This is a genomic window from Microbulbifer magnicolonia (assembly GCF_035117725.1).
Classification (GTDB): domain Bacteria; phylum Pseudomonadota; class Gammaproteobacteria; order Pseudomonadales; family Cellvibrionaceae; genus Microbulbifer; species Microbulbifer magnicolonia.
In genome coordinates this window covers 234,714-257,453 of sequence record NZ_JAYEFD010000001.1, presented here as the reverse complement: position 1 = coordinate 257,453, position 22,740 = coordinate 234,714, and the positions used below count along the sequence as shown (strand labels likewise).

Genomic DNA, 22,740 nt, shown 5'->3' with positions numbered 1-22,740 from the left:
TTACTGTAGAATTCGCCACCCGCCTCCAGCGGCCACGAATAAAAAATCCCGGCACCAGCACTCGACCGGGACAACCGCCCGCTGTTGGTGCCACCCCATATACCACGAGGGACATTTCCGTGCTTGAAGCCTATCGCAAACACGTCGCCGAACGCGCCGAACAAGGTATTCCGCCGAAGCCGCTAGATGCCGAGCAAGTGGCCGGTCTGGTAGAACTGCTGAAGAATCCCCCCGCCGGCGAAGAACAGGAACTGGTAGAACTGCTCACCCACCGCGTACCGCCGGGTGTGGACGAGGCCGCTTATGTAAAAGCCGGCTTCCTGTCTGCCATCGTCAAGGGCGAAGCGAAGTCCCCGCTGATCGATCGCCAACACGCGATCAAGCTGCTCGGCCAGATGCTGGGCGGCTACAACATCTCCACCCTGGTGGAACTGCTGGACGACAAAGACCTGGGCGCGCTGGCTGCCGAGCAGCTGAAAGGCACCCTGCTGATGTTCGACGCCTTCCACGACGTGGAAGAGAAGGCCAAGGCCGGTAACGAGAACGCCAGGTCGGTAATGCAGTCCTGGGCCGACGCCGAGTGGTTCACCAAGCGCAACAAGGTGCCGGAAAGTATCAAGGTTGCCGTGTTCAAGGTAACTGGTGAAACCAACACCGACGACCTGTCCCCCGCCCCGGATGCCTGGTCCCGCCCGGACATCCCCTTGCACGCGCTGGCCATGTACAAGATGAAGCGCGACGGCCTGGAGCCGGAAGAGCCGGGCGTAAAAGGCCCGCTGAAGCAGATCGAGGAAGTGAAGGCCAAGGGACTCCAGGTAGCCTTCGTTGGCGACGTGGTCGGCACCGGTTCATCCCGCAAGTCCGCCACCAATTCCGTGCTCTGGTACTTCGGTGAAGATCTGCCGGGTGTACCGAACAAGAAAGGCGGCGGCATCTGCATCGGCGGCAAAGTGGCGCCGATCTTCTACAACACCATGGAAGACGCCGGCGCACTGGTATTCGAAGCGCCGGTCGACGACCTGAACATGGGCGACGTGATCGAGATCCGCCCCTACGACGGCAAGATCCTGTCCGAGGCCGGCAAGGTACTGTCCGAATTCGCACTGAAATCCGACGTGCTGCTGGACGAAGTGCAGGCCGGTGGCCGTATCAACCTGATCATCGGCCGCGGCCTGACCGGCAAGGCCCGAGAATCCCTGGGCCTGGCGCCGTCCGACCTGTTCCGCAAGCCGGAGCAGCCGAAAGACACCGGCAAGGGCTATACCCTGGCACAGAAGATGGTCGGCAAGGCCTGCGGCGTCGAGGGCGTGCGCCCCGGCACCTACTGCGAGCCGAAGATGACCACCGTCGGTTCCCAGGACACCACCGGCCCGATGACCCGCGACGAACTGAAAGACCTGGCCTGCCTGGGCTTCTCCGCGGACCTCACCATGCAGTCCTTCTGTCACACCGCCGCCTATCCGAAGCCGGTGGACATAGACACCCAGCACACCCTGCCGGATTTCATCATGAACCGCGGCGGCGTATCCCTGCGCCCGGGTGACGGCATCATCCACAGCTGGCTGAACCGCATGCTGCTGCCCGACACAGTCGGCACCGGCGGCGACTCCCACACCCGTTTCCCGATGGGCATCTCCTTCCCGGCCGGTTCCGGTCTGGTGGCCTTCGCTGCCGCCACCGGCGTAATGCCGCTGGATATGCCGGAATCTGTACTGGTGCGCTTCAAGGGCGAAATGCAACCGGGCATCACCCTGCGCGACCTGGTCCACGCCATTCCCTACTATGCGATCCAGCAGGGCCTGCTGACCGTCGAGAAGAAAGGCAAGAAGAACATCTTCTCCGGCCGCATCCTCGAGATCGAGGGCCTGGACAACCTGACCGTCGAGCAGGCGTTCGAGCTGTCCGACGCCTCCGCCGAGCGCTCCGCCGCCGGCTGTACCATCAAGCTGCCGGAAGAAGCCATCGCCGAGTACCTGCGCTCCAACATCACCCTGTTGCGCTGGATGATCGCCGAAGGCTACGGCTCCAAGCGCACCCTGGAACGCCGCGCGCGCGCCATGGAGGCCTGGCTGGAAAGCCCGGAACTGATGGAAGCCGACAAGGACGCCGAGTACACCGCGGTGATCGAGATCGATCTCGCCGAAGTGAAGGAACCCATCGTCTGCTGCCCGAACGACCCGGACGACGCCAAGCTGCTGTCCGAAGTGGCTGGCGACAAGGTGGACGAGGTATTCCTCGGCTCCTGCATGACCAACATCGGCCACTTCCGCGCCGCCGGCAAACTGCTCGCCCAGCACAAGGGCGGCATCTCCACCCGCATGTGGATCGCTCCGCCCACCAAGATGGACGAGCACCAGCTGATGGAAGAAGGCTACTACAACATCTACGGCGCAGCCGGTGCCCGCACCGAAATGCCCGGATGCTCCCTGTGCATGGGTAACCAGGCGCGCGTGGCCCCGAACAGCACCGTGCTGTCCACCTCCACCCGCAACTTCCCCAACCGTCTGGGCGACGGTGCCAACGTGTACCTGACCAGCGCGGAACTCGCCTCCGTGGGCGCCATTCTCGGCAAACTGCCCACCCCGGCCGAGTACCAGGAGTACGCGAAAGACCTAGACTCCATGTCTGCGGAAATCTACCGCTACCTGAACTTCGACCAGATTGAGGAATTCCAGAAATCTGCGGAAGAAGGCAAGCGCATTGCCGCGACTGAGATTCAGGATGTTGCTGTTTAAGTAACAACCTATCTCGAACAGAAAAGCCCCGCCCTAACCGGCGGGGCTTTTTTATATCCGAGCGCAGCACCCGAAAAGGGAAAAAAGGAAATCCATCAAACAAAACGCATCTGATGCCAGCCCTATTGAAATCCCTCTGAACCTACGCACAACACTGTTTATTCATCCAGGTATACGAAAAATAGTTATGGGACTCCCGCGCAAAGCCTTGGTATCCCTCGATGCCACGCCCTACTACCATTGCGTCTCCCGCTGCGTACGCCGCGCCTTTCTGTGCGGGCGGGACGAGCGTACCGGGCAGTGCTTTGAGCATCGTCGCCAGTGGATCGAAGACAAGCTGCTGGCGCTGGCTCAGGTGTTCGCGCTGGATGTCTGTGCCTACGCAGTGATGAGCAATCACTACCATATGGTGCTGCACATCAACCAGGCGCGGGCAGCCGGCTGGACACTGCGCGAGGTGGTGGAGCGCTGGCAGCAGTTGTGCAAAGGCTCGGCGCTCTCGCAGCGTTTTGCCCGCGGCGAGCCCCTGGAATCCGCGGAGTTGGCGCGACTGGAAGAAGTAGCGGAGCTGTGGCGGGCGCGGCTGGTGGATCTCAGCTGGTTTATGCGCATGCTCAACGAGTCCATCGCCCGCGAGGCGAACCGGGAAGATCAGTGCTCCGGCCGTTTCTGGGAGGGGCGCTTCAAATCCCAGGCGCTGCTGGACGAGCGGGCGCTGGCCGCCTGCATGGCCTATGTGGATCTGAACCCGATCCGCGCGAAAATGGCACAAACACCGGAAGCGTCGGACCACACTTCTATCCAGCGGCGCATCTCGATGGCTAAAGATGGCCAACAGCCGGAGCAGTTGTTCCCGTTCGTCGGCAATCCGAGGAAACCCATGCCGGTGGGACTGCCCTTCCGGCTGCAGGACTACCTGGAGCTGGTGGACTGGAGCGGACGCATTCTGCGCGAGGGCAAGCGCGGTGCCATTGATGAACAGCTGCCGCCGATTCTCGACCGATTGCAGATCGATCCCAAGCACTGGCTCTACCTGAACAAAAACTTCGAGAGCCGCTTCAGCTCCCTGGTCGGCGCCGCCCACTCAGTGCGCGCTGCCTGCGAGCGGCTCGGCAAGCGCTGGGCGCACGGTATCCGCGACTGCGAGCGCTATCTCTCCCCGCCCGCTGCCTCCTAATCTTTTCTGTTATCTCCTAAAAAACACCATCGCAGGCTTGCTGCGAGAAATTGCCGAGCCTCAACAATGCTGCGTGGCGTCGCTATACACGGCTCGCCCGGCTAATTTATCCCACCACTGAACTTTGGTGGGTGTCCTGTTTATTGTGTTCGTGGGTGTCCTGTTTATTCTTGTGGGTGTCCTGTTTATTCCCTGTCCTGTTTATTCCCTTCTTCTTGTGGGTGTCCTGTTTATTCTGTGGGTGTCCTGTTTATTCTTTCTTGTGGGTGTCCTGTTTATTCTCCTGTTGATTGAGAATCGAACGGCGGATCAGATCATTTCAAGCGGCCGCGGCCCCGTCGGCGGCGGGAACAGGCGATCCAACTCGGCAAGCTGCGGCACCGTCAGCGGATGGTCGAGCGCGCCGAAGTTCTCCTTCAATCGCTCGCGACAGCTTGTCTTCGGAATGACGATGACATCGTCCTTGGCAAGCAGCCAGGCTAGTCCGGCCTGCGCCGGCGTCATACCGTGCCGCCGCGCGAAATCGGCCAGCATCGGGTTGTGGAGGAGTCTGGCCTGCTCGATGGGCGAATAGGCCATGACCGGAACGCGATGTGCGCGGAGCCACGGCAGCAAGTCCCATTCGATGCCGCGGCGCGCGAGGTTGTAGAGCAGCTGGTCGGTTGCCACGGCTGCGCCTCCGGGAACCGACCATAGCTCCTGCATGTCCGCGAGATCCAGGTTGCTGACGCCGTAATGGCGAATCTTGCCGGCCCGTTGCAGCGCCATGAAGGCTTGTATCGTCTCGGCCAGCGGCACTGCGCCACGCCAATGCAGGAGATAAAGGTCAAGCCGGTCGGTATTCAGGCGACGCAGGCTACGCTCGCAGGCGGCGACGGCGGCCTGGCGGGACGCATTATGCGGATAGACCTTACTCACCAAAAAGACCTCATCGCGTCTGCCGTTGAGCGCCTCGGCAATGAGTAGCTCGGACTGGCCCTCGCCATACATCTCGGCTGTATCGACGAGGGTGAGGCCGAGGTCGAGACCGAGCCGCAGGGTGGCGATCTCTTCTGCTCGGGTTGCCGGATCCTCCCCCAGGTGCCAAGTGCCCTGGCCGAAAGCCGGCACGCGCTCACCGGATGGCAGTAGAACTGTCTTCATGCGCTGGTCCCCAAAAGGTTTCTGCGGACTGTTACCCAGGAAGCTTGGCCGCCAGGACATCGACCATCTCGATGGTGGGCGGCTGCGCGAAAATCTCGGAAGCCTTCGCGTTCAAGGCGGCAGCGACACGGCCCGTGAGGTGGGCTTGCCTGCCCGCCTCGTCCGGGAAGGCGTCGAAAATACCGAACGTTGACGGCCCCACGCGGATCGCAAACCACGCGGTCGTTGCCGGCTCCTCTTGGACCAAGGACAGACCTTCGCGGAGGAAGCTCTCGACTTCCGCTGCCTTTCCCGCTTTGGCTTCGAGTCGAACAAGCAATGCTAACGTAACCATGACCTAGAGTTGGACGAAAAACCGGACTCACCCAGCGCCGACTTGGTCTTCACCTCCGTCAACTGGCCGTCGATCCACTTCTGCATGCAGATGCCGGCCACGCGGTCGCCCGTCTTGACGCGCGACACGCCTTCGCCCACGGCGACAACCTCGCCGACGCCATCTGAGAGCGGCGTAAACGGCCAGCGCAGGTTGGGATGATAGATCCCCTTCACGACCGACAGGTCGCGGTAGTTGAGCGACCACGCCCGCATCTTCAGCAGCACCTGCCCCGCGCCCGGCTGCGCTGCGGCTCAGGCCGCTCGGTGAGGGTCAAGGAATCGATGCCGAAGTGACTTTGCAATTCGTAAGCTTTCATGACGCGATCTCCGTCTTCTCCGGTTTAGCTCGTCCCACACTGCTACCGCTTGCTCACGCCGCGTGCGCTCGGGGCAGCCTGTTGGCTGGCATCAAGTTGCGGCAAGACCTCTTGGCCGATTTCGTCGAGGACCTCTGCTGCGTCGCGCGCTCCGTACTTGAGGTTGAGGATCACGTGGTGGACACCGGCCGAACGCAGCTCGTCGAGAAGGCGGAACAAGACGCGCCGGCCGCCGCGAATGCCGAGGTGGATTGGCTGTGGCGGTTGATTTGGGTCATCGCTCAAATCGACATAGAACGACTGGGCGAAAGGTTTGAACACGCCCGGTGCGACGGCCTCGACGGCGCCACGCCAGCGCGCAGCGAGTTCTGCTTGCTGTGCCACGGGCCGCGGGTAGGTGATCCAGCCGTCGGCGTGCGCGGCAATCCATTCCAAGCCTTGTCGGCTGCTCCCCGTCACCAAGATCGGCAGTCGGCCGCTTGGCTTGGGCACGAGGTCGGCCGTCCCGAACAGCGTGCCATAGCTGGATTGCACCGTGGGAAACTCGTCGGCAAGCACTGCGCGGATGACGCGGAGATTCTCACGGAAGAGGATGTCGCGCTCGTCCGGGTCGATGCCGAACGCCGGGAACTCAACGGGCCGGTCGCCAGATGCAACGCCGAGCACGAATCGGCCACGAGAGAGTTGGTCGATGGAAGCGGCTGCCTTGGCAGTATGCAACGGGTGGCGCAAGGGCAGAACGATCGAACCGGTGGCGAGTGCAATCGTGCGCGTCTGCGCCGCAATCCAGCCGAGATAGACCCAAGGGTCATAGACCTGCCCGATGTCGCCGAAGTTGGGATCACGCAGCGGCACGTCCCGAAACCAGAGTGCGGCAAAGCCCAACTCCTCGGCTCGGCGCGCCAGGTACTCTTGATTGCGCATCGTCGGCTGGTCGCCTTTGAAGGCTTCAATCGGGAAGAAGACGCCGAGCGTAAGCCGGCCTGGCGCGAACATTTTCCGGAAGCCGTTGGCCTCACTCACACGGGCTGTCTTGTTTGCCGTGAACATAACCTACCTCCAACCAAGAACCCCAAGCTTCGCGACCACGTCGGGCCGTGAGCCGAACTGAACACACTTCAAGCTAGACGTGTTCGAATACTAATCTCGGCCATAAGGGGTCCGGACGTTTTCCGCCGATGCCAATCTTCGCGCCGGCGGCAGCCGATTGTTCCCCGGCTGCCGTCTCAGCCCCCTGTCTCCCCGGCCGCCTCGGCGAGGACCGCCAGCAGCGAATCGAAGTCAGGAGGTCCGTCGTAGCGAACTCCGTCAATAAAAAAGGTGGGCGTGCCGTTCACGCCGCTCCGAACGCCGCTGAGGAAGTCCTCACGCACGCGCTTCTCGTAGGAACGTCCGCCCAAGGCGTGACGGAACGACGTGGGATCGAGACCGAGCGCAATTGCGTACCTGATGAGGTGCGCGCCATCGAGCGCATGCTGGTGGGTGTACAGGGTGGCGTGCATCTCCCAGAACATGTCCTGTGCGCCTGCGGCCTCCGCCGCCTCGGCAGCACCCTGGGCGTGCGGGTGCATCTGCGTCAACGGGAAGTGGCGAAAGACGAACCGCAAGCGATCTCCGAGCACCTGCTGGAGTTCCTCGACCACCGGGTAGGCTGCGCCGCAGAAGGGGCATTCGTAGTCGCCGTATTCCACCAGGCTCACCAGCGCCGTCGCTGGCCCGCGAATGTGGTCACGTTCGCTTACCGGCAAGATGAGCCTGGATGTCGCGTGGATTGACATGAGTTCGGTCCTCCTGTTGTTGGCAGAGCTTCCAGGGCGGTGAGAATGCCATCCGCCCCTGGGTTGACGCCGATCGGAGACACGTAGCTCGGGCGAACAATTCCCTCCGAATCGATCACGAAGAGCGCGCGTTCGCAGTTGCCATCGTGCGGGCGATGGACGCCGCAGGTGCGCGCAACGGCTCCTTTCGGCTCGAAGTCGGGGAGCGGCGGGAAGTGCAACTTACGGTCTTTGGCAAACGCCAGGTGGCACCAGACGCCATCGACCGAGATGCCGAGGAGCGCCGCGTGGAAGCGGCGAAACTCCGGCAGCACCTCGTTGTACAGCGTCATCTGATCGCCGCAGACCGGGCTCCAGTCGGCCGGGTAAAAGGCGAGAATGACCGGGCTGCCCCGGAACTCGCTCAGGATGACGATCAGGTCGGGGGTACTCGGCAGTCGGAATTCGGGAGCGGCTGTGCCGGGCGCGAGCGCCGCGGTCGGGTTCGGGATGCTGGGGCGAATCGGGTAGGTACTCATGGCCGACTCCTTTTCGCGGTCCTTCGGCTCGCCGCGACACGGGGAACGAATCGTGCAACGCAGTCGCTCATCGGCTGCTGCCGGCCAAGCTCTGGGCGAAGAGGTCGATCATGGCCCGGTTGAACGCCGGGATGTCGTCGGGGTTGCGGCTCGTCACGAGGTTGCCATCGACGACGACCTCCTGATCCACCCACTCCGCGCCGGCGTTACGGAGGTCCGTCTTGAGGGACGGCCACGAGGCGATCCGCCGTCCCTGCGCCGCCCCTGCCTCGATGACGGTCCAGGGGCCGTGGCAGATCGACGCCACCGGCTTGCCAGCGTCGAAGAAAGCCTTGACGAACGCGACCGCTTTCGGCTGCATCCGCAGCGCGTCGGGATTGAAGACTCCGCCCGGCAGCAGCAGGGCGTCGAAGTCGTCCGGCTTGGCGCCGTCGAGGGGCACATCGACCGGCAGTTCGTCACCCCAGTCGGTGAAGTCCCAGCCGCGGACACGCTCGCCCTTAGGCGACACGATGCGTGTCTCCGCGCCGGCCTGGTCGAGGGCCTTGCGAGGATCGACCAGCTCGACCTGCTCGAAGCCGTCATCGACCAGGATGGCGACCCTCAGTCCTTCGAGATTCTCGTGAGCCATGGTTCTGTCTCCTTTCGATTAGCGACGCTTTCCTCGACTGTCTTTTCCCCGCCCTCTAGCCGCGGACGGAGCCATGCGGATCGAGGACGAACTTCTTCGGCGAGCCTTCGTCGAACATTCGGTACGCCTCGGGTGCCTTTTCGAGCGGGACGACTTCGATGTTCATGACCTCGCTCAGATAGGGCATCCGGTCCCACAGGATCGCCAGCATCAGGTCACGGCTGTACTTCACGACCGGGCACTGCCCTCCGGTCAGCGATGGCGACTTGATCCACGCCTTGCCGAAGTCGAGGTTGTAGGTGCCTTGCTTGACGGCCTCAGTCTTGGCCTCGGGGTCCCCGGCCGTGTAGATGCCGGGGATGCCCATGCCGCCGCCCGCCCGCACCACCTCGAACAGGCCGTTCAGCACCGCTGTCGGATCTTCCTCTCCGGACGCCGAGCCGTGGCCATGCGCCTCGAACCCCACGCAGTCCACCCCGCAGTCCACCTCGCGCTCGCCGAAGATGGCCTCGATCTGGTCGGGGAGCGGCGTGTTCTTCGAGAGATCGACGACCTCGTACCCCGCCTTCTTCACGAGATCGAGCCGCTGCTTGTTAGTGTCGCCGACGATGATGCAGGACGCCCCGAGCAGCCGGGCACTTGCCGCGGCGCACCGACCCACCGGACCGGCCCCGGCGATGTAGACCGACGACCCCGTTCGGACGCCCGCAATCACACAGCCGTGGAAGCCTGTCGGCAGGATGTCCGAGAGGAGAGTGAGGTCTTTGATCTTCGCCATCGCCTGCTCCTTGTCGGGGAACTTCAGCAGGGCGAAATCGGCGTAGGGAACCATCATGTAGTCGGCCTGCCCGCCCTGCCAGCCGCCGAGGTTGAAGCCGTAGGCTCCGCAGGCGATATCCGGGTTGACGTTCATGCAAACTTCGGTGTGCCGCTCCCGGCAGTTGCGGCAGCGCCCGCAGCTGACGTTGAACGGGACCGAGACCAGGTCGCCTTTCTTGAGGAACTCCACGTCCCGGCCCACTTCGAGGACTTCGCCGGTGTTCTCGTGGCCGAGGATCATCCCCTTGGGCGCCGGGAAGCGGCCCCGGTAGATGTGCTGGTCGCTGCCGCAGATGTTCGCGGTCACGATCTTGAGGATGACGCCGTGGTGACACGGCTTGCCACGCGGGTCGACGAGCTTGGGGAAGTCGAGATTCTGAATCTCCAGCTTCCTCGGCCCCATGTAGGCCACTGCACGGTTGGTTGCCATTGCTTGCTGCTCCTTCTTCAAGGGTTGGGACAGAAGTTCAATGAGACGCTGCCGACGATTCCAGCTCGGTGCGGAGAGCCTGATTGAAACGGTTCGTAAAGTTCGCCGCCGCGGTGCTGAGCGTGAGCTGTACCAGCGCCTCGGGTGACAGGTGGCTCCTGAGTTCCTCAACGAGCGCGGCGTTCACCTATACCTTGGTCGTCATCTCATCTGCATAGCGGATCACGAGCCGCTCCAGGTCGGTGAAGAGCGGGCTTGTCTCGTACTCCGCCTGCGCCTGGAACTGCTCCCTGGGCACACCTACTTTCTGACCGAGGGCCGAGTTGTGCGCCTCGCAGTAAACGCAGTGGTTAAGCTGCGAGGCTTTCACGTAGGCGAGCTCACGGAGCTCGATGTCGAGGGCTCCTTTTTTAACGCGTGGGATACCATTGCAAAAATGTTGGCAGGGACCGCGCGTGATGGACCATCAGAAGTATAGGAAGCATAAATCCCCGTTGCGCTGAAAAATCACCCTGACCACCCCGAACCAACCCCGCCATTTCGCGGCCAGACGTAGCCAATCTCAGCGGATACAGTGGCTTAATCGGGGAAACCGGCCGGATTTCGGCCCTGTGATTCACGAACGGATTTTCCTTACCCAAATAAGCTCGTTTGTGGCGGGCCACGACGCTCAGGCAACCGAAACGCATCTTGGTATTCACCCTTTTCCTTCAGGTGATTCAGTATCTTCTGGATCACCATCGGGTCTTCGAGGCACGTCGTTCGGCACAGGTTTGATCCTGCGCGTCATCGGTGGCCTTGGTGATATTTCCCTTGCCCCGCTTTGCCGGTGTCGCCAACGCTCGGTGTTTGCTGTTCGGCGCAATCACGCCATGAAAGCGTGTCAGATTCACGCGCGGCTTCGGCACCAGGGCGGCCCGTCTGGCGATGAGGTCGAGCAGCTCAAAGATCACATGCGTGGTGCCATCCTTGTACGACGTCTTGAGCTGGTAACGAACGTTGCCGCCTGAAGTGAGCGACAGCCGCTTCTCTGACACCGCCGGTCGGCTGATATACCGGCACAGGCATTCCAGTTTTTTGCGCTCATCTGCACGCGCTGCCACACCGGCATGCAAGGAAAACCCCGGCCGCCATCCCTACCCTGTCATCGAACGGCTGATCACAAGCCGGCGGGGTTTGCAAGGCGAACACTTTGCGTCCCGCCTGCGGTCCCGCGGCGATCCGGTAGGTGATGGAAGACCCCAGCAGTGGGTTCATCGGATCGTCGTCCACCGCATCCGAGGCCAGATAGCTGTTCTCGGTATCCCGCTCCAGCAGGCCTTGCCGTTCCAGAAAGCGGCCGACCCGGTGAGCGATGGTGTACGCGAGCTGAGTGAGTTCGGCGCTGGTCGGTGCTTTGACCCAGCGAAACCGGACTGAACCGTCGGGACGCTCAACGTACACCCCATCGGGAAACAGCATATGGAAATGGAACTCGCCGTCGGGCTGCCCCGGCGCCGGGCGCGCCCAGGAGCCGCAGAAGTACGGCGGCGCGGAAGAAAGCGTGCTTGCGTGCCTCCGTCCTGAGCAGGCTGCGGCGCCGCGGCCGCATTCCCGGACCAGGGCTAACCGATGCACGCGCAACGTCAACCGCCTTGCCGCCGCTGCGCCTCCAGGCACTCCGCCAGGTAAGGCGCCGTGCGGCTGCCCTTGGCCCGCGCCATCTCCTCGGGCGTGCCCACGGCGACGATGCGGCCGCCCTGCTCTCCGGCGCCCGGGCCCATGTCGATCACCCAGTCGCCCTGCGCCACCACGCGCATCTCGTGCTCGACCACCACCACGGTATTGCCCTCGTCCACCAGCCGCTGCAGCTGCGCCAGCAGGCGATCGGCGTCGGCCGCGTGCAGGCCTGTGGTGGGCTCGTCCAGCACGTAGAGCGTGTCGCCGCGATGGATGCGCTGCAGCTCGGTCGCCAGCTTGATGCGCTGCGCCTCGCCGCCCGACAGCTCGGTCGCGGGCTGGCCCAGACGCAGGTAGCCCAGGCCGATGTCCAGCAGCACCTGCAGCGGCCGCAGCACCGCGGGCTCGTCGGCGAAGAAGCCGGCCGCCTCTTCCACCGTCATGCCCAGCACCTCGGCGATGTTCTTCTCGCGCCAGCGCACCTCCAGCGTCTGCGCGTTGTAGCGGGCGCCGTGGCACTGCGGACAGGGAGCGTAGACGCTGGGCATGAACAGCAGCTCGACCGAGACGAAGCCCTCGCCCTCGCAGGTCTCGCAGCGGCCCTTGGCTACGTTGAAGGAGAAGCGGCCCGGGTCGTAGCGCCGCTTGCGCGCCGCCGGCGTGGCCGCGAACAGCTTGCGCACCGCGTCGAACAGGCCGGTGTAGGTCGCCAGGTTGGAGCGCGGCGTGCGACCGATCGGCTTCTGGTCCACCTGCACCAGGCGGCGGATGGCGCCGGTGTCGCCGGTCAGGCGGCCGGACCAGGTGCCGTCGCGCGCATCGGGCTCCAGCGCCTCGTCGACCTCCTCCTCGGCATCGGGCAGCGCGCTGCCCAGATGCTGCGCCACCAGTTCCAGCAGCGCGCGCGTGACCAGCGTGGACTTGCCGGAGCCGGAGACACCCGTCACCGCCGTCATGCAGCCCAGGGGGAAGGCCGCGTCCAGGCCTTTCAGGTTGTTGCGGGTGACGCCTTCCAGCCGCAGCCAGCCGCGGGCGGGCCGCAAGGGCCGCTGCGGCAGCGGCACTTCGCCGAACAGGTGGCGCCGTGTCTGCGATTCCTTCACCTGCGCCAGCCCCGCCGGCGGGCCGCTGTACAGGACGCAGCCGCCGCGCTCGCCGGCAGCCGGGCCCACGTCCACCAGCCAGTCGGCGCGGCGCATCAGCGAGAGATCGTGCTCGACGACGTAGACCGTGTTGCCGCTTTCCTTTAGGCGCTGCAGGGCGGCCAGCAGCGCCTCGCCGTCGGCCGGGTGCAGGCCGGCGGACGGCTCGTCCAGCACGTAGATCACCCCGAACAGCTGCGATCCGAGCTGGGTGGCCAGCCGCAGCCGCTGCAGTTCGCCGGGCGAGAGCGTGGGCGTGCTGCGGTCCAGGGACAGGTAACCCAGGCCCAGATCCACCAGCGTGTGCATGCGGGCCAGGAGATCGTGCGCCAGCCGCTGGGCCGCCAGGCGCTTCTCCTCCGAGACGGCGGAGGTCAGGCGCACGTCGGGCGCAGCGGCGTGCGAGGCGCCGCCACGCGCCACCCGCGCGTCGCGAGCCTTGCGCGAGGCCGTGCGGGACAGCGTGTCGCCGGCCGGCGTGAGGTCCTCCAGCCGCCCCTCGGCCGCGGGCCGAAGGATCTGCGCCACCTGCGCCAGGGGAAGCTGCGACAGCGCGCCTATGTCGTAGCCGGCGAAGGTCACGGACAGCGCCTCGGGCTTCAGGCGCTTGCCGTCGCACACCGGACAGGGCGTGCTCACCATGTACCGCGCCACCCGCTTCTTCATCATGGCGCTCTGCGTCGTGGCGAAGGTGTGCAGCACGTAGTTGCGGGCACTGGTGAAGGTGCCCATGTAGGCCGGCTCCGTCCTGCTGCGCAGTGCCGCCTTCGTCTCCCTGGGCGTGAAGCCGGGATAGACCGGCACGGTCGGCGTCTCGTCGGTGAACAGGATCCAGTCGCGCAGCTTCCTGGGCAGCTCGCGCCAGGGCTTGTCGACGTCGTGGCCCAGGCTCACCAGGATGTCGCGCAGGTTCTGGCCGTGCCAGGCCGGCGGCCAGGCGGCGATGGCGCGGTTGCGAATGGTGAGCGTGTCGTCGGGCACCATGGACGCTTCGGTCGCGTCGTACACGCGTCCCTGGCCATGGCAGCGCGGGCAGGCACCCTGCGGCGTGTTGGGCGAGAAGTCCTCCGCGTACAGCATGGGCTGGCCGGGAGGGTAGTGGCCGACGCGGGAGTACAGCATGCGCAGCAGGCTGGAGATCGTGGTGACGCTGCCGACGGAGGAGCGGGTGCTGGGCGTGCCGCGCTGCTGCTGCAGGGCCACCGCCGGCGGCAGGCCCTCGATCGCGTCGACGTCCGGCACGCCCGCCTGGTCGATCAGGCGGCGCGCATAAGGCGACACCGATTCCAGGTAGCGGCGCTGCGCCTCGGCGTAGATGGTGCCGAAGGCGAGCGAGGACTTGCCGGAGCCGGAAACGCCGCTGAAGACAACCAGCGCGTCGCGCGGCACCGTCACGTCCACGTCCTTCAGGTTGTGCTCGCGGGCGCCGCGCACCCGCACGAAGCCGCGTTGGCGCGCCGCCGCGGGCGCGTCGCCGGCGGGCGGTGTGGTGCGTTCCTTTCCCATGCTCTCGCCACGGTAGAAGCGGCACGGCAAAGTATAGGAAGGATAAATCCCCGTGGCGCTGGAAAACCACCCTGACCACCCCGAACCAACCCAGCCATTTAGCGGCCAGGCGTAACCAATCTCAGCAGATACAGTGGCTTAATCGGCGAAATCGGCCGGATTTCGGCCCTGTGATTCATGAACGGATTTTCCTGAACGATCAATGGGGTGAACGATCAATGGGGTCAGACTGAACGATCAATGGGGTCAGACTGAACGATCAATGGGGTCAGACTCGATCGATTTCCCGACCCGCTCCTTCACGCCGGGTTTGTAGTGACAAAGTGAATTTGAGCGCTTGAAAGCATCGCAGAATTGGCCTACGAATGAATGTCAGGCATGTTATCGACAGATGGATATTATTGGATTGTCGCCAAATACTCTTTGGCTTGGATAAGGAGCGCCGGTAATGAAGGCCATATGGAACGGTGAGGTAATTGCCGAATCGAATAATACCGTCGTCGTCGAAGGCAACCATTACTTTCCCGCGGACTCGGTTAACTGGAATTATCTGGTGGAAAGCGATACGACCTATGTCTGCCCATGGAAAGGCACTGCAAATTATTTCTCGATGAAAGTCCACGACGAAAAAAATAGCGACTCTGCCTGGTGCTATGCCGACCCGAGTCCCGCGGCCGCCGAAATCAAAGGGCACATCGCCTTCTGGCGCGGTGTTCAAGTCGTGGATTCGTAACAATACCCTCACGCCCAGCAAAGAGCTGCGGCCACATCCCTCTCCCATATATCCGTCAATACGCGAGCTTTTCATGTGTTCTAGCATTGAAAATATCGCATCCAAACCGAGCCATTCACAAAGACGCAGATTTGGGAGTGTTCAAATTGGGAAGGAATCAAACAATGAGAGTCATACTTAAAGACCGCATTTTTCGCATAAATAAAATGTTGGCCCTTCGGAGAAGGCACCTTTGAGCGCAAATAAATGGACAGCGCCACTCGCCCGAATCACCCGGACGTCGAGAATGCCCTTCGGGAACTCACAGCGATCCGGGCGGACTTGGTGTCCGGCCCGGCCGTGCTGCACCGGCGGCTGCAAGGGGTTCATGCCAATTACCGGGACAGCGCCCGCAACCTCCTGCACTACCTGGCCCTCCGGCGCCACGATCTCCGCCCCTTGCAACTTCGTATGATCTGGATAAAAAGCCATATACGCTTGATTTCTTGCTTGAGAAAAATGGAAGATTCTATGTTTCTGAAATGAAATGTGAGATTCAATACAATAATTATCGTTATTGGAGGCTGGAAAACCCAAAGTAGTTAGAGCATCACAAGAAGAATGCATTTAGATTATTTTTGCAAATTTCTAATGATCCAAAATCGGTTCCAGTAAAAGCTGGAGATGCCATTGTCCCATCTGGAGCAATTCTGGTTTGGGGGCAGCATATGAGCGCGGTATTAAATCGGTATCGGAGGAGTTCGGATTTTCGGATATCCTGACAGTTGAGAATTGCATTCGTGATTTAGTTAATTGGTCAAATACAGAGCATATAGATCTACTAGAGGTATGTGAGTCGTGGTGTGGAGCTCCGCTTGGATCCCTGAAGGGGCGCCCTGCCTAACAATTACAGGCAGGTTCCAAATGGGCTTTCTGAATTTACTCTATCAGACCGACCAATTCAGCCGCGCCCGCGATTGATGGATGGTCATCATCATAATAGAGTGGCACCCCATCCTTAACGGCAAAACATTTTTCTTCATCGCAAAAGGCATCTTGGGATCTCAGCAGATGCACATTGCTTGGATAATTAGCATTATCAAAATGATCAATCATGTAGCGGTTTCTTCGCTCATACCAAGACAGATCAGTTCCGACTATATTATCCATCTCCATGCCAAACAAATATGAAACACCAATCAACTGATTTATGTTTCTGTTCAACTCAGGAATGGGATAGAAAACATAGACATTATCTTTATTCTTTGCCAGGTCATTGATTAGCTCATCAATATTCTTCGTCATCCGCGCCACTTCTTCGGTGACTTCCTGATCCCTTATTTCAGGGTAATCGAATCCATCCCCACCAAACAGATCCCAGGTAAATCTATGACTGAGGACTACATTTCGTATTTTTTTGTCATTGAGGACGTAGTTCACCGATTCGTTGTACCAAGATGCACATTCATCAAATGTCTCCGCTTCTTTGTATGACGGTTTACACGCGGAATAACTAAAGTGTTTCAAACCGACATTACTAGCCTTCAGTTTTTCCGCCAATGCGTAAGCTATTTCAACAGAGTGGCTATCTCCGATAGTTGCCCAGGTTATATTCTCTCCGAAGTATTCACATGAATACTCAGGGGATTGATACTCCTCCAAATGGCAGTCATCGCGATAAGGGCTTGGCGTTGACAACTCTATCAGCGACTGATATTCGACCGGAGCCAGGCTGATAAATCCGCTCTCAAGATAGACAAAACCACTCAACAGACCTATAGCCAAAACCATATAGGCGGGCTTACATTTCAAGCAGTCGAACGGGCTGCCAAAATCATTCCTAAGCTTCGCCTTCTCGATATATTTCCAGCTTAGAAAGCCCAGCAGAACCGATAGAAACATACCGATATAAATGAAAACATCACTTAGTAAAAAGTAGTAAATAGTGACAGCTAGCGGCCAATGCCACAGATAGATAGAGTAAGACCAGGTGCCCAATCGCTGGAATGCCGCATTACTTGTGACAAGGCTATCGTTACGCTGCGCCTGGATCACCAGGAACGTGCCTAGAACCGGGAACGCTGCTAAATAGCCAGGCCAGGGGTTCGCTTCTGAGATGAGGAAATAAGAACTGATAATTAAGACCAGACCCACCCCTTCAACCAGCTTTTTTCTATTCTCTCGAATTTCGAGCGGGTAAAGATATGCGACACCACCAATCATCATCTCCCACGCCCTGGCAGGCAACAGATAATAGGAATAACTTGGCGACTTGTAGTAAGTGGCCATCACACAAAAGACAAAGCCTAAAATAGCTCCGAGAAGAACGCTGGCTTTCATCGCCTTGATAGACATGAACTTTCGCATAGCGACAAGCACTAATGGATAGATCATGTAGAATTGCCATTCGACTGATAATGACCAGGTATGCAACAACCATTTTTCGTGTGCAACCGCGTCAAAATAGCCCGACTCCCCCCGATAAATAATATTGGAGAAAAATCCAATGCTACTGGCAACGTAGTAACCTAACGCCTCATAATCGAGCGGCGTAAGATAGAAAAAACCAAAAGATAACAGAACAAGGCAGAGCACCGATAGCGCGGGGACTATTCTGTTTGCTCGAGCAACGTAAAACCTGAAAACAGAAAACTTCTCTTGTTCTATACCTTTGAATATTATTCCGGTCATTAAAAAACCAGAAATGACAAAAAAAACATCTACACCGGCAAATCCACCAGGCATCCAGGACGAATTGAAATGAAACAGAACAACGGCGATTACCGCAATGGCTCTCAGCCCGTTGATATCCGCTCTAAACTGCATAACATGCCGTCAAACAAATTTGAATCTTATGCGATTCATTGAAACGACCAATGAAGCGCCACCAATCAAATCACAGAAATCAAGAACCGCTGTTAGATAGACTTCAAACTGTAATCCAAGATCTGGAATCGTCAATCTGTTAGGCGCGCAATCTCGAATTGACGACGACAGCATTACTCCACCAGGCGAGGCTTTGCGGCCCCTCCCCCCAATCCGTCACTACACAAGACGGGAAAAACCGGCATGATTTCCCCAACGGCAGAAGCACATGCCATAAAGAAATACCGTTACAGGGAAGAGCGGATTGTAGTGACACAGCGCATTTGCGCCCCGACCCGGCGATACTCTAGGACGCGTAGGACGCGCCGGCAGAGAATGCGCTGTAACCCGCCCGAAGGCGCGCGCTGGTAGATGAGTAGCAACAGTGCTTTGGCGCCAGTCCACTGCAGGCGCACCCCCCCGCCCACTGACGGATGAACGCGCGTCGGCACCGAGAACATGTCGCGCCCCCGCACCCTGCTCCCCCCCCTACCCCTATCCCGGATATGATTGACAATTGCGCTGTCTGCGGTTGTGCACTAACACGGAGAAACCCGGCCCTGCGCGAGTCATTGGTATGGATGCGGAGTCTGGTCTCGAATTTTTGGACGGGGACAGGTGACAACTATCCTGACACGGGGAGGCGTTGTCGCGCTTGAGGGCAACGCTTTCTATTCCATAACCCTGCACGAGCTTCGGAGAGCGTGCCATTGACGCCAAATGATGTGGACAGCGGCGCTCGCCAGAACCGTCCGGACGTCGAGGACGTTCTCCGGGAACTCATGGCAATCCGGGCGGACCTGGTTTCCGACGCAGGCTCGCAGCGCCAGCGTCTGGCAGGAATTCACGCCAACTACCGGGACAGCGCCCGCAACCTCCTGCACTATCTCGCCCTGCGCCGTCGCGACCTGCGCCCACTGCAACTACGCTTGGCGACCCTGGGCCTGTCCTCGCTCGGGCGGGCGGAATCCCACGTGCTGGCCACGGTGGACGCGGTGCTGGAGGTACTGCACCGCCTGGCGGGCCGCGACTGGCAGCCGCCGGCGGCGGACCAACTGTGTGTCGATTTCGCCTCCGGGCAGCGGCTGCTGGCCGAACACACCGACGCCCTGCTCGGTCCGGCAACACCGGGGCGCGGCGTGCGGATCATGGTCACCATGCCGACGGAGGCGGGCAGCGACTACCTCCTGGTTCACGATCTGCTCGAGCAGGGCATGGACTGCATGCGTATCAACTGCGCGCACGACGACGCCGCCACCTGGCTGCGAATGATCGAGCACCTCAGGCGAGCCGAGCGGGCGCTGGGCCGCTCCTGCCGGGTGGTGATGGACCTGGGCGGACCGAAGCTGCGCACCGGACCGCTCGAGCCGGGTCCGGCCGTGGTCCGGGTTCGGCCCCGCCGCGATAGTTTCGGGCGCGTCAGCGCCCCCGCTCGAGTCTGGCTGACCGCCGAGGGCGCCGCGCAGGCGCCGCCCTCACCAGCGGATGCCTGCCTGCCCGTGCCGTCACAATGGCTGGGTCGGCTGCGCGCGGGCGACCGCGTGGAACTCATCGATGCCCGCGGTTCCAGGCGGAGTTTTGCCATCGCCGACGTCACCGATCGCGGCTGTTGGGCGGAAGCCGCCAAGACGACCTACATAGTGCCGGGCACCACCCTGCGCCGCGCCCGCGACGGGGACGAAACCCAGGCTCGCGTCGGCGACATTCCGCCGGGCGATAATGCCATCCTGCTCCGGCAGGGAGACCCGCTGATCCTGACCCGCGACACCGAGCCCGGCCGCCCCGCAGCCGCCGACAGTGCCGGCGAGATCCTCACCCCGGCCACGATCGGCTGCACGATTCCCGCGGTGTTCGACGATGTCCGCTCGGGGGACAGCATCTGGTTCGACGACGGCAAGATCGGCGGCGTGGTGGAGCGGCTCGAGACCAGCCGGGTTTTCGTCCGCATCAGGCACGCCGGCCCGCGGGGCGCGAAGCTCCGCGCCGACAAGGGCATCAACCTGCCCGACAGTCCCCTGCGGCTGGCTGCCCTGACCGGCAAAGACCTCGAGGACCTGGCGTTCGTCGCCCGGCATGCCGACGTTGTCCAGCTGTCCTTCGCCAACAGCGCCGCGGACGTGGAATCGCTCCAGCAACACCTGGCGCGCCTGGGCGGCCGGCACCCGGCGATCGTGCTGAAGATCGAGACCCGGCGCGGCTTCGAGTGCCTGCCGGACATGCTGCTGGCGGCGATGCGGACGCCCTGCTGCGGGGTGATGATCGCGCGCGGTGACCTGGCAGTGGAATGCGGCTTCGAGCGCCTGGCGGAAGTCCAGGAGGAGATTCTCTGGATCTGCGAGGCCGCCCACGTTCCGGTGATCTGGGCCACGCAGGTGCTGGAAAGCCTGGCCAGACGGGGAATGCCATCGCGGGCCGAGATCACGGATGCGGCGATGGGGCACAGGGCCGAGTGCGTGATGCTCAACAAGGGCCCGCACATGCTCAGTGCGTTGCGGCTGCTGGACGACATACTGCGGCGCATGCAGGCGCACCAGGCCAAGAAGCAGGCCATGCTGCGGGAACTGCGGCTGGCCCACAGGCTGCCGGCCGGTCGCGCCACTGATTAGCTTGCAGAAAGCTCGGGAGAACCGGCAATTTCACGGGCCGCGCAAGAAAAACGATGTCGAAATCGATCCGGCCTCAGGCACGAAAAAAATTGTTACAGTGAGCGCGGCAGCAAATGCGACAGGCAACTGCGGACAATCCAAACACCGGATAGTGACAAAAAATTGCCTCAGCGACTCAGCGGACCCGATGGGACTTACGCAAAAGCACTGCTCGCTAATACGGGACTTTAAAGAGTCATTCATGCAGGAGCCATACATGCCCCGCCACAACCCGGCCCAACAGTCCTCGGATACCTGGGTCACTTTTATCGCGCACTTTCTGTTTATCCTCGCGGCGTGGACGATGTTCATCAAGTATCTGTTCCCGATCGCCTTCGCACTGGCAAGCGGGGAACCCTGGACGCGCTATATCTACTGGGATTTCTGGCCGGTAATCCATGTGTGGCTGGGCTGGGCGCTGCTGGCGCGCCCCGGATATACGTACTTCCTCGCTATCGCGGTGGCGGCAGTCGAGATCATCATTATCGTCACGCTGTTTGCCCGCTTTCTGTCTGAGCCGGATTGGTCGATCTGGCGCACCAACTGGTTTGTCAACAAAGTGTTCGTGCTGGCCTGTTTTATACTGCTGCTGATCACCGCACTGTTGCGGCCCGCAGCCCTGAAAGCCGGCACCCCATGACACAGCGCTTCACTCGCAGACAAACCCTGAAGTTGATCGGCGCCGGCATCGCCTCCGCCTGGCTGCTGCCGGCACGGGCAACCGCCGCACCCGGCGCTGCCCTCGAGAAGGCCATTCCCGGCACCGACGAGACACTCCCGGTGATCGGGCTCGGCACCTGGCGCACATTCAATGTCGGCAGCGACCCGCAATTACTCAATGCGCGCGCGGAGGTGGTGCGGGCATTCTTCGCGCAGGGCGGCGGCCTGATCGACTCGTCGCCCATGTACGGCTCCGCGCCCGATGTCATCGGTTACGCCCTGAAGCGGCTCGGTAATCCCGCCACACTGTTTTCCGCCGAGAAGGTCTGGGGCCCGGCGGGCGGCTCTGCGCGCGAACAGGTCGCCGAGCTGGCACAGCGCTGGGGGGTAAAGCACTTCGATCTGGTGCAGGTACACAATCTGGACAACTGGCGGGAAAATCTCGCCGCTTTGCGGGAAATGAAGGCGGCCGGTCAGATTCGCTATGTCGGCATTACCACGTCGCACGGGCGCCGCCATGCTGAATTCGAACAGATCATGGCTTCAGAGGATATCGATTTTGCGCAGATGACCTATAACATCACCCACCGCGAGGCGGAAAAACGGCTACTGCCGCTGGCGCAGGAGAAGGGTGTCGCGGTGATTGCCAACCGGCCCTACGACGGCGGCAACCTGATCAAGGGACTGAAGGGGCGCGAGCAGGTGCCGGAGTGGGCGGTGCAGGAATGCGATTGCCGAACCTGGGCCGATTTTCTGCTGAAATTTATCGTCAGCCATCCGGCGGTGAACTGCGCCATCCCCGCCACGACCCGGGTCGACCACCTGAACGAAAATATGCGCGCCGGTCGCGACCCCATGCCTTCCGCGAGCACCCGGCGGCGGATGGTCGAATTTATCGAGTCGCTATGAGCGAATGGTCCTCCTACCGGCTCCAGGACTTCATCCCGTTTACGAGTGACATTTATTTTCGCCTGCTCGAGCGCATGGGCGAGGCTTACTGGCCGCTGCACCTGCTCATCCTGGCACTGGGGGCCAGCGCCTTCTTCCTGTCGCTGAGGGGCCGCGCACGTATCGCCTGTTTTCTGTTGGCTCCAGTCTGGGGCTTCGTCGGCGTTGCCTATTTTTTCGCGCGCTATGGTGAACTCAACTGGGCCGGAAATTATATGGGCTGGGCCTTCCTCGCCCAGGCGGCCACGCTCACACTCTTCTCAATCACCCATTTCGGTACTGAGGTGTCACCGCAGCGGAGAGGTCTGCCGTTTTTCGCCGGCGTATTGATAGCGGCCACCGGCCTGCTCGGCTACCCGGTGATCGCCCCGCTGATGGGCTATTCGTGGTTTCAGGCTGAGACTTTCGGCATTCACCCCGCCCCCACTGCCGTCACTACGCTCGGCCTGGTCGTCATCTCCCTGCGCGGCGCGGCGATGTGGATCGCCGCCGCTATACCGCTGCTCTGGATCACCGTTTCAGGCCTGACGCTTGTGGTGCTGGATGCACCCTGGGCGAGCGCTCCGTTTGCCATACTGGCGCTGGGCCTCGCGGGGCTGGTATGGGCTGAAATGGAAAGGCGCTCTGACAGGGCAAAGGCTCGACAGGCGCCTGACAAGCGCGGCCTGCCAAACTCTTGA

At 61.5% G+C, this 22,740-nt stretch carries 19 protein-coding genes and 1 pseudogene; 7 read left to right on the top strand and 13 right to left on the bottom strand.

Going from position 1 to position 22,740, the window contains the following annotated elements; all coding sequences use genetic code 11:
• The first annotated feature begins 119 nt into the window (after nucleotides 1–119).
• Together acnB and RRF64_RS01165 are read left to right on the top strand one after the other, a co-directional pair.
• On the top strand, nucleotides 120–2,735 hold the full coding sequence (gene acnB / locus RRF64_RS01170) for a bifunctional aconitate hydratase 2/2-methylisocitrate dehydratase (protein ID WP_323843999.1): 2,616 nt from the start codon (nucleotides 120–122) through the stop codon (nucleotides 2,733–2,735).
• Nucleotides 2,736–2,922: 187 nt separating this feature from the next.
• Nucleotides 2,923–3,912 carry a transposase gene (locus RRF64_RS01165; RefSeq protein ID WP_323843998.1) on the top strand — a complete coding sequence of 330 codons (990 nt, stop codon included), beginning with the start codon at nucleotides 2,923–2,925 and terminating at the stop codon, nucleotides 3,910–3,912.
• Between the two features lie 309 nt (nucleotides 3,913–4,221).
• Here RRF64_RS01165 and RRF64_RS01160 read toward each other — a convergent pair whose 3' ends face one another.
• From RRF64_RS01160 to RRF64_RS01110, 11 genes and pseudogenes are all read right to left on the bottom strand, one after another.
• Entirely contained in the window at nucleotides 4,222–5,055 is an 834-nt protein-coding gene (locus RRF64_RS01160; RefSeq protein ID WP_323843997.1) for an aldo/keto reductase, read from the bottom strand.
• Between the two features lie 31 nt (nucleotides 5,056–5,086).
• Entirely contained in the window at nucleotides 5,087–5,374 is a 288-nt protein-coding gene (locus RRF64_RS01155; protein ID WP_479691288.1) for a putative quinol monooxygenase, read from the bottom strand.
• A gap of 2 nt (nucleotides 5,375–5,376) precedes the next feature.
• Entirely contained in the window at nucleotides 5,377–5,655 is a 279-nt protein-coding gene (locus RRF64_RS01150; protein ID WP_323843995.1) for an alcohol dehydrogenase catalytic domain-containing protein, read from the bottom strand.
• A 134-nt stretch (nucleotides 5,656–5,789) separates the two neighbouring features.
• Complete coding sequence (locus tag RRF64_RS01145) at nucleotides 5,790–6,770, bottom strand: LLM class oxidoreductase (RefSeq protein ID WP_323843994.1); 981 nt, start codon at nucleotides 6,768–6,770, stop codon at nucleotides 5,790–5,792.
• Nucleotides 6,771–6,973: 203 nt separating this feature from the next.
• Nucleotides 6,974–7,525 carry a DsbA family protein gene (locus RRF64_RS01140; protein ID WP_323843993.1) on the bottom strand — a complete coding sequence of 184 codons (552 nt, stop codon included), beginning with the start codon at nucleotides 7,523–7,525 and terminating at the stop codon, nucleotides 6,974–6,976.
• Nucleotides 7,486–8,043 (bottom strand): redoxin domain-containing protein, encoded by a 558-nt coding sequence (locus tag RRF64_RS01135; protein ID WP_323843992.1) that lies wholly within the window; start codon nucleotides 8,041–8,043, stop codon nucleotides 7,486–7,488. The genes RRF64_RS01140 and RRF64_RS01135 overlap by 40 nt, the downstream gene beginning before the upstream one ends.
• A 67-nt stretch (nucleotides 8,044–8,110) precedes the next feature.
• Entirely contained in the window at nucleotides 8,111–8,674 is a 564-nt protein-coding gene (locus RRF64_RS01130; RefSeq protein ID WP_323843991.1) for a type 1 glutamine amidotransferase domain-containing protein, read from the bottom strand.
• A gap of 55 nt (nucleotides 8,675–8,729) precedes the next feature.
• Nucleotides 8,730–9,923 carry an alcohol dehydrogenase catalytic domain-containing protein gene (locus RRF64_RS01125; RefSeq protein WP_323843990.1) on the bottom strand — a complete coding sequence of 398 codons (1,194 nt, stop codon included), beginning with the start codon at nucleotides 9,921–9,923 and terminating at the stop codon, nucleotides 8,730–8,732.
• 187 nt (nucleotides 9,924–10,110) lie between these two features.
• A complete protein-coding gene (locus RRF64_RS01120) occupies nucleotides 10,111–10,347 on the bottom strand; it encodes a carboxymuconolactone decarboxylase family protein (RefSeq protein WP_323845572.1) in 237 nt (78 codons plus the stop codon).
• A 381-nt stretch (nucleotides 10,348–10,728) separates the two neighbouring features.
• Nucleotides 10,729–11,393, bottom strand: a pseudogene (locus RRF64_RS01115) (transposase); the annotation flags it as partial.
• A gap of 155 nt (nucleotides 11,394–11,548) precedes the next feature.
• A complete protein-coding gene (locus RRF64_RS01110; protein WP_323843989.1) occupies nucleotides 11,549–14,230 on the bottom strand; it encodes an excinuclease ABC subunit UvrA in 2,682 nt (893 codons plus the stop codon).
• A gap of 448 nt (nucleotides 14,231–14,678) precedes the next feature.
• On the opposite strand from RRF64_RS01110, the gene RRF64_RS01105 reads away from it, so the two are divergent.
• A complete protein-coding gene (locus tag RRF64_RS01105; RefSeq protein WP_323843988.1) occupies nucleotides 14,679–14,963 on the top strand; it encodes a DUF427 domain-containing protein in 285 nt (94 codons plus the stop codon).
• Between the two features lie 177 nt (nucleotides 14,964–15,140).
• On the opposite strand, the gene RRF64_RS01100 is transcribed toward RRF64_RS01105, so the two are convergent.
• Together RRF64_RS01100 and RRF64_RS01095 are read right to left on the bottom strand one after the other, a co-directional pair.
• A complete protein-coding gene (locus RRF64_RS01100) occupies nucleotides 15,141–15,569 on the bottom strand; it encodes a hypothetical protein (protein WP_323843987.1) in 429 nt (142 codons plus the stop codon).
• A gap of 312 nt (nucleotides 15,570–15,881) precedes the next feature.
• Complete coding sequence (locus RRF64_RS01095; protein ID WP_323843986.1) at nucleotides 15,882–17,768, bottom strand: acyltransferase family protein; 1,887 nt, start codon at nucleotides 17,766–17,768, stop codon at nucleotides 15,882–15,884.
• 749 nt (nucleotides 17,769–18,517) lie between these two features.
• On the opposite strand from RRF64_RS01095, the gene RRF64_RS01090 reads away from it, so the two are divergent.
• The 4 genes from RRF64_RS01090 (at nucleotide 18,518) to RRF64_RS01075 (ending at nucleotide 22,740) form a co-directional block, all read left to right on the top strand.
• On the top strand, nucleotides 18,518–20,413 hold the full coding sequence (locus RRF64_RS01090) for a pyruvate kinase (RefSeq protein WP_323843985.1): 1,896 nt from the start codon (nucleotides 18,518–18,520) through the stop codon (nucleotides 20,411–20,413).
• 241 nt (nucleotides 20,414–20,654) lie between these two features.
• The gene (locus RRF64_RS01085) at nucleotides 20,655–21,092 is read left to right on the top strand and encodes a hypothetical protein (protein WP_323843984.1); all 438 of its coding nucleotides are present in this window, start codon (nucleotides 20,655–20,657) and stop codon (nucleotides 21,090–21,092) included.
• Entirely contained in the window at nucleotides 21,089–22,021 is a 933-nt protein-coding gene (locus RRF64_RS01080; RefSeq protein ID WP_323843983.1) for an aldo/keto reductase, read from the top strand. The genes RRF64_RS01085 and RRF64_RS01080 overlap by 4 nt, the downstream gene beginning before the upstream one ends.
• On the top strand, nucleotides 22,018–22,740 hold the full coding sequence (locus tag RRF64_RS01075; RefSeq protein WP_323843982.1) for a DUF6064 family protein: 723 nt from the start codon (nucleotides 22,018–22,020) through the stop codon (nucleotides 22,738–22,740). The genes RRF64_RS01080 and RRF64_RS01075 overlap by 4 nt, the downstream gene beginning before the upstream one ends.

Coding starts and splice junctions, on each gene's coding strand:
- RRF64_RS01165 (WP_323843998.1), top strand. CDS start 2,923: ATGGGACTCCCGCGCAAAGCCTTGGTATCCCTCGATGCCACGCCCTAC.
- RRF64_RS01125 (WP_323843990.1), bottom strand. CDS start 9,923: ATGGCAACCAACCGTGCAGTGGCCTACATGGGGCCGAGGAAGCTGGAG.
- RRF64_RS01095 (WP_323843986.1), bottom strand. CDS start 17,768: ATGCAGTTTAGAGCGGATATCAACGGGCTGAGAGCCATTGCGGTAATC.
- RRF64_RS01140 (WP_323843993.1), bottom strand. CDS start 7,525: ATGTCAATCCACGCGACATCCAGGCTCATCTTGCCGGTAAGCGAACGT.
- RRF64_RS01160 (WP_323843997.1), bottom strand. CDS start 5,055: ATGAAGACAGTTCTACTGCCATCCGGTGAGCGCGTGCCGGCTTTCGGC.
- RRF64_RS01110 (WP_323843989.1), bottom strand. CDS start 14,230: ATGGGAAAGGAACGCACCACACCGCCCGCCGGCGACGCGCCCGCGGCG.
- RRF64_RS01080 (WP_323843983.1), top strand. CDS start 21,089: ATGACACAGCGCTTCACTCGCAGACAAACCCTGAAGTTGATCGGCGCC.
- RRF64_RS01075 (WP_323843982.1), top strand. CDS start 22,018: ATGAGCGAATGGTCCTCCTACCGGCTCCAGGACTTCATCCCGTTTACG.
- RRF64_RS01085 (WP_323843984.1), top strand. CDS start 20,655: ATGCAGGAGCCATACATGCCCCGCCACAACCCGGCCCAACAGTCCTCG.
- RRF64_RS01105 (WP_323843988.1), top strand. CDS start 14,679: ATGAAGGCCATATGGAACGGTGAGGTAATTGCCGAATCGAATAATACC.
- RRF64_RS01130 (WP_323843991.1), bottom strand. CDS start 8,674: ATGGCTCACGAGAATCTCGAAGGACTGAGGGTCGCCATCCTGGTCGAT.
- RRF64_RS01135 (WP_323843992.1), bottom strand. CDS start 8,043: ATGAGTACCTACCCGATTCGCCCCAGCATCCCGAACCCGACCGCGGCG.
- RRF64_RS01100 (WP_323843987.1), bottom strand. CDS start 15,569: ATGCATTCTTCTTGTGATGCTCTAACTACTTTGGGTTTTCCAGCCTCC.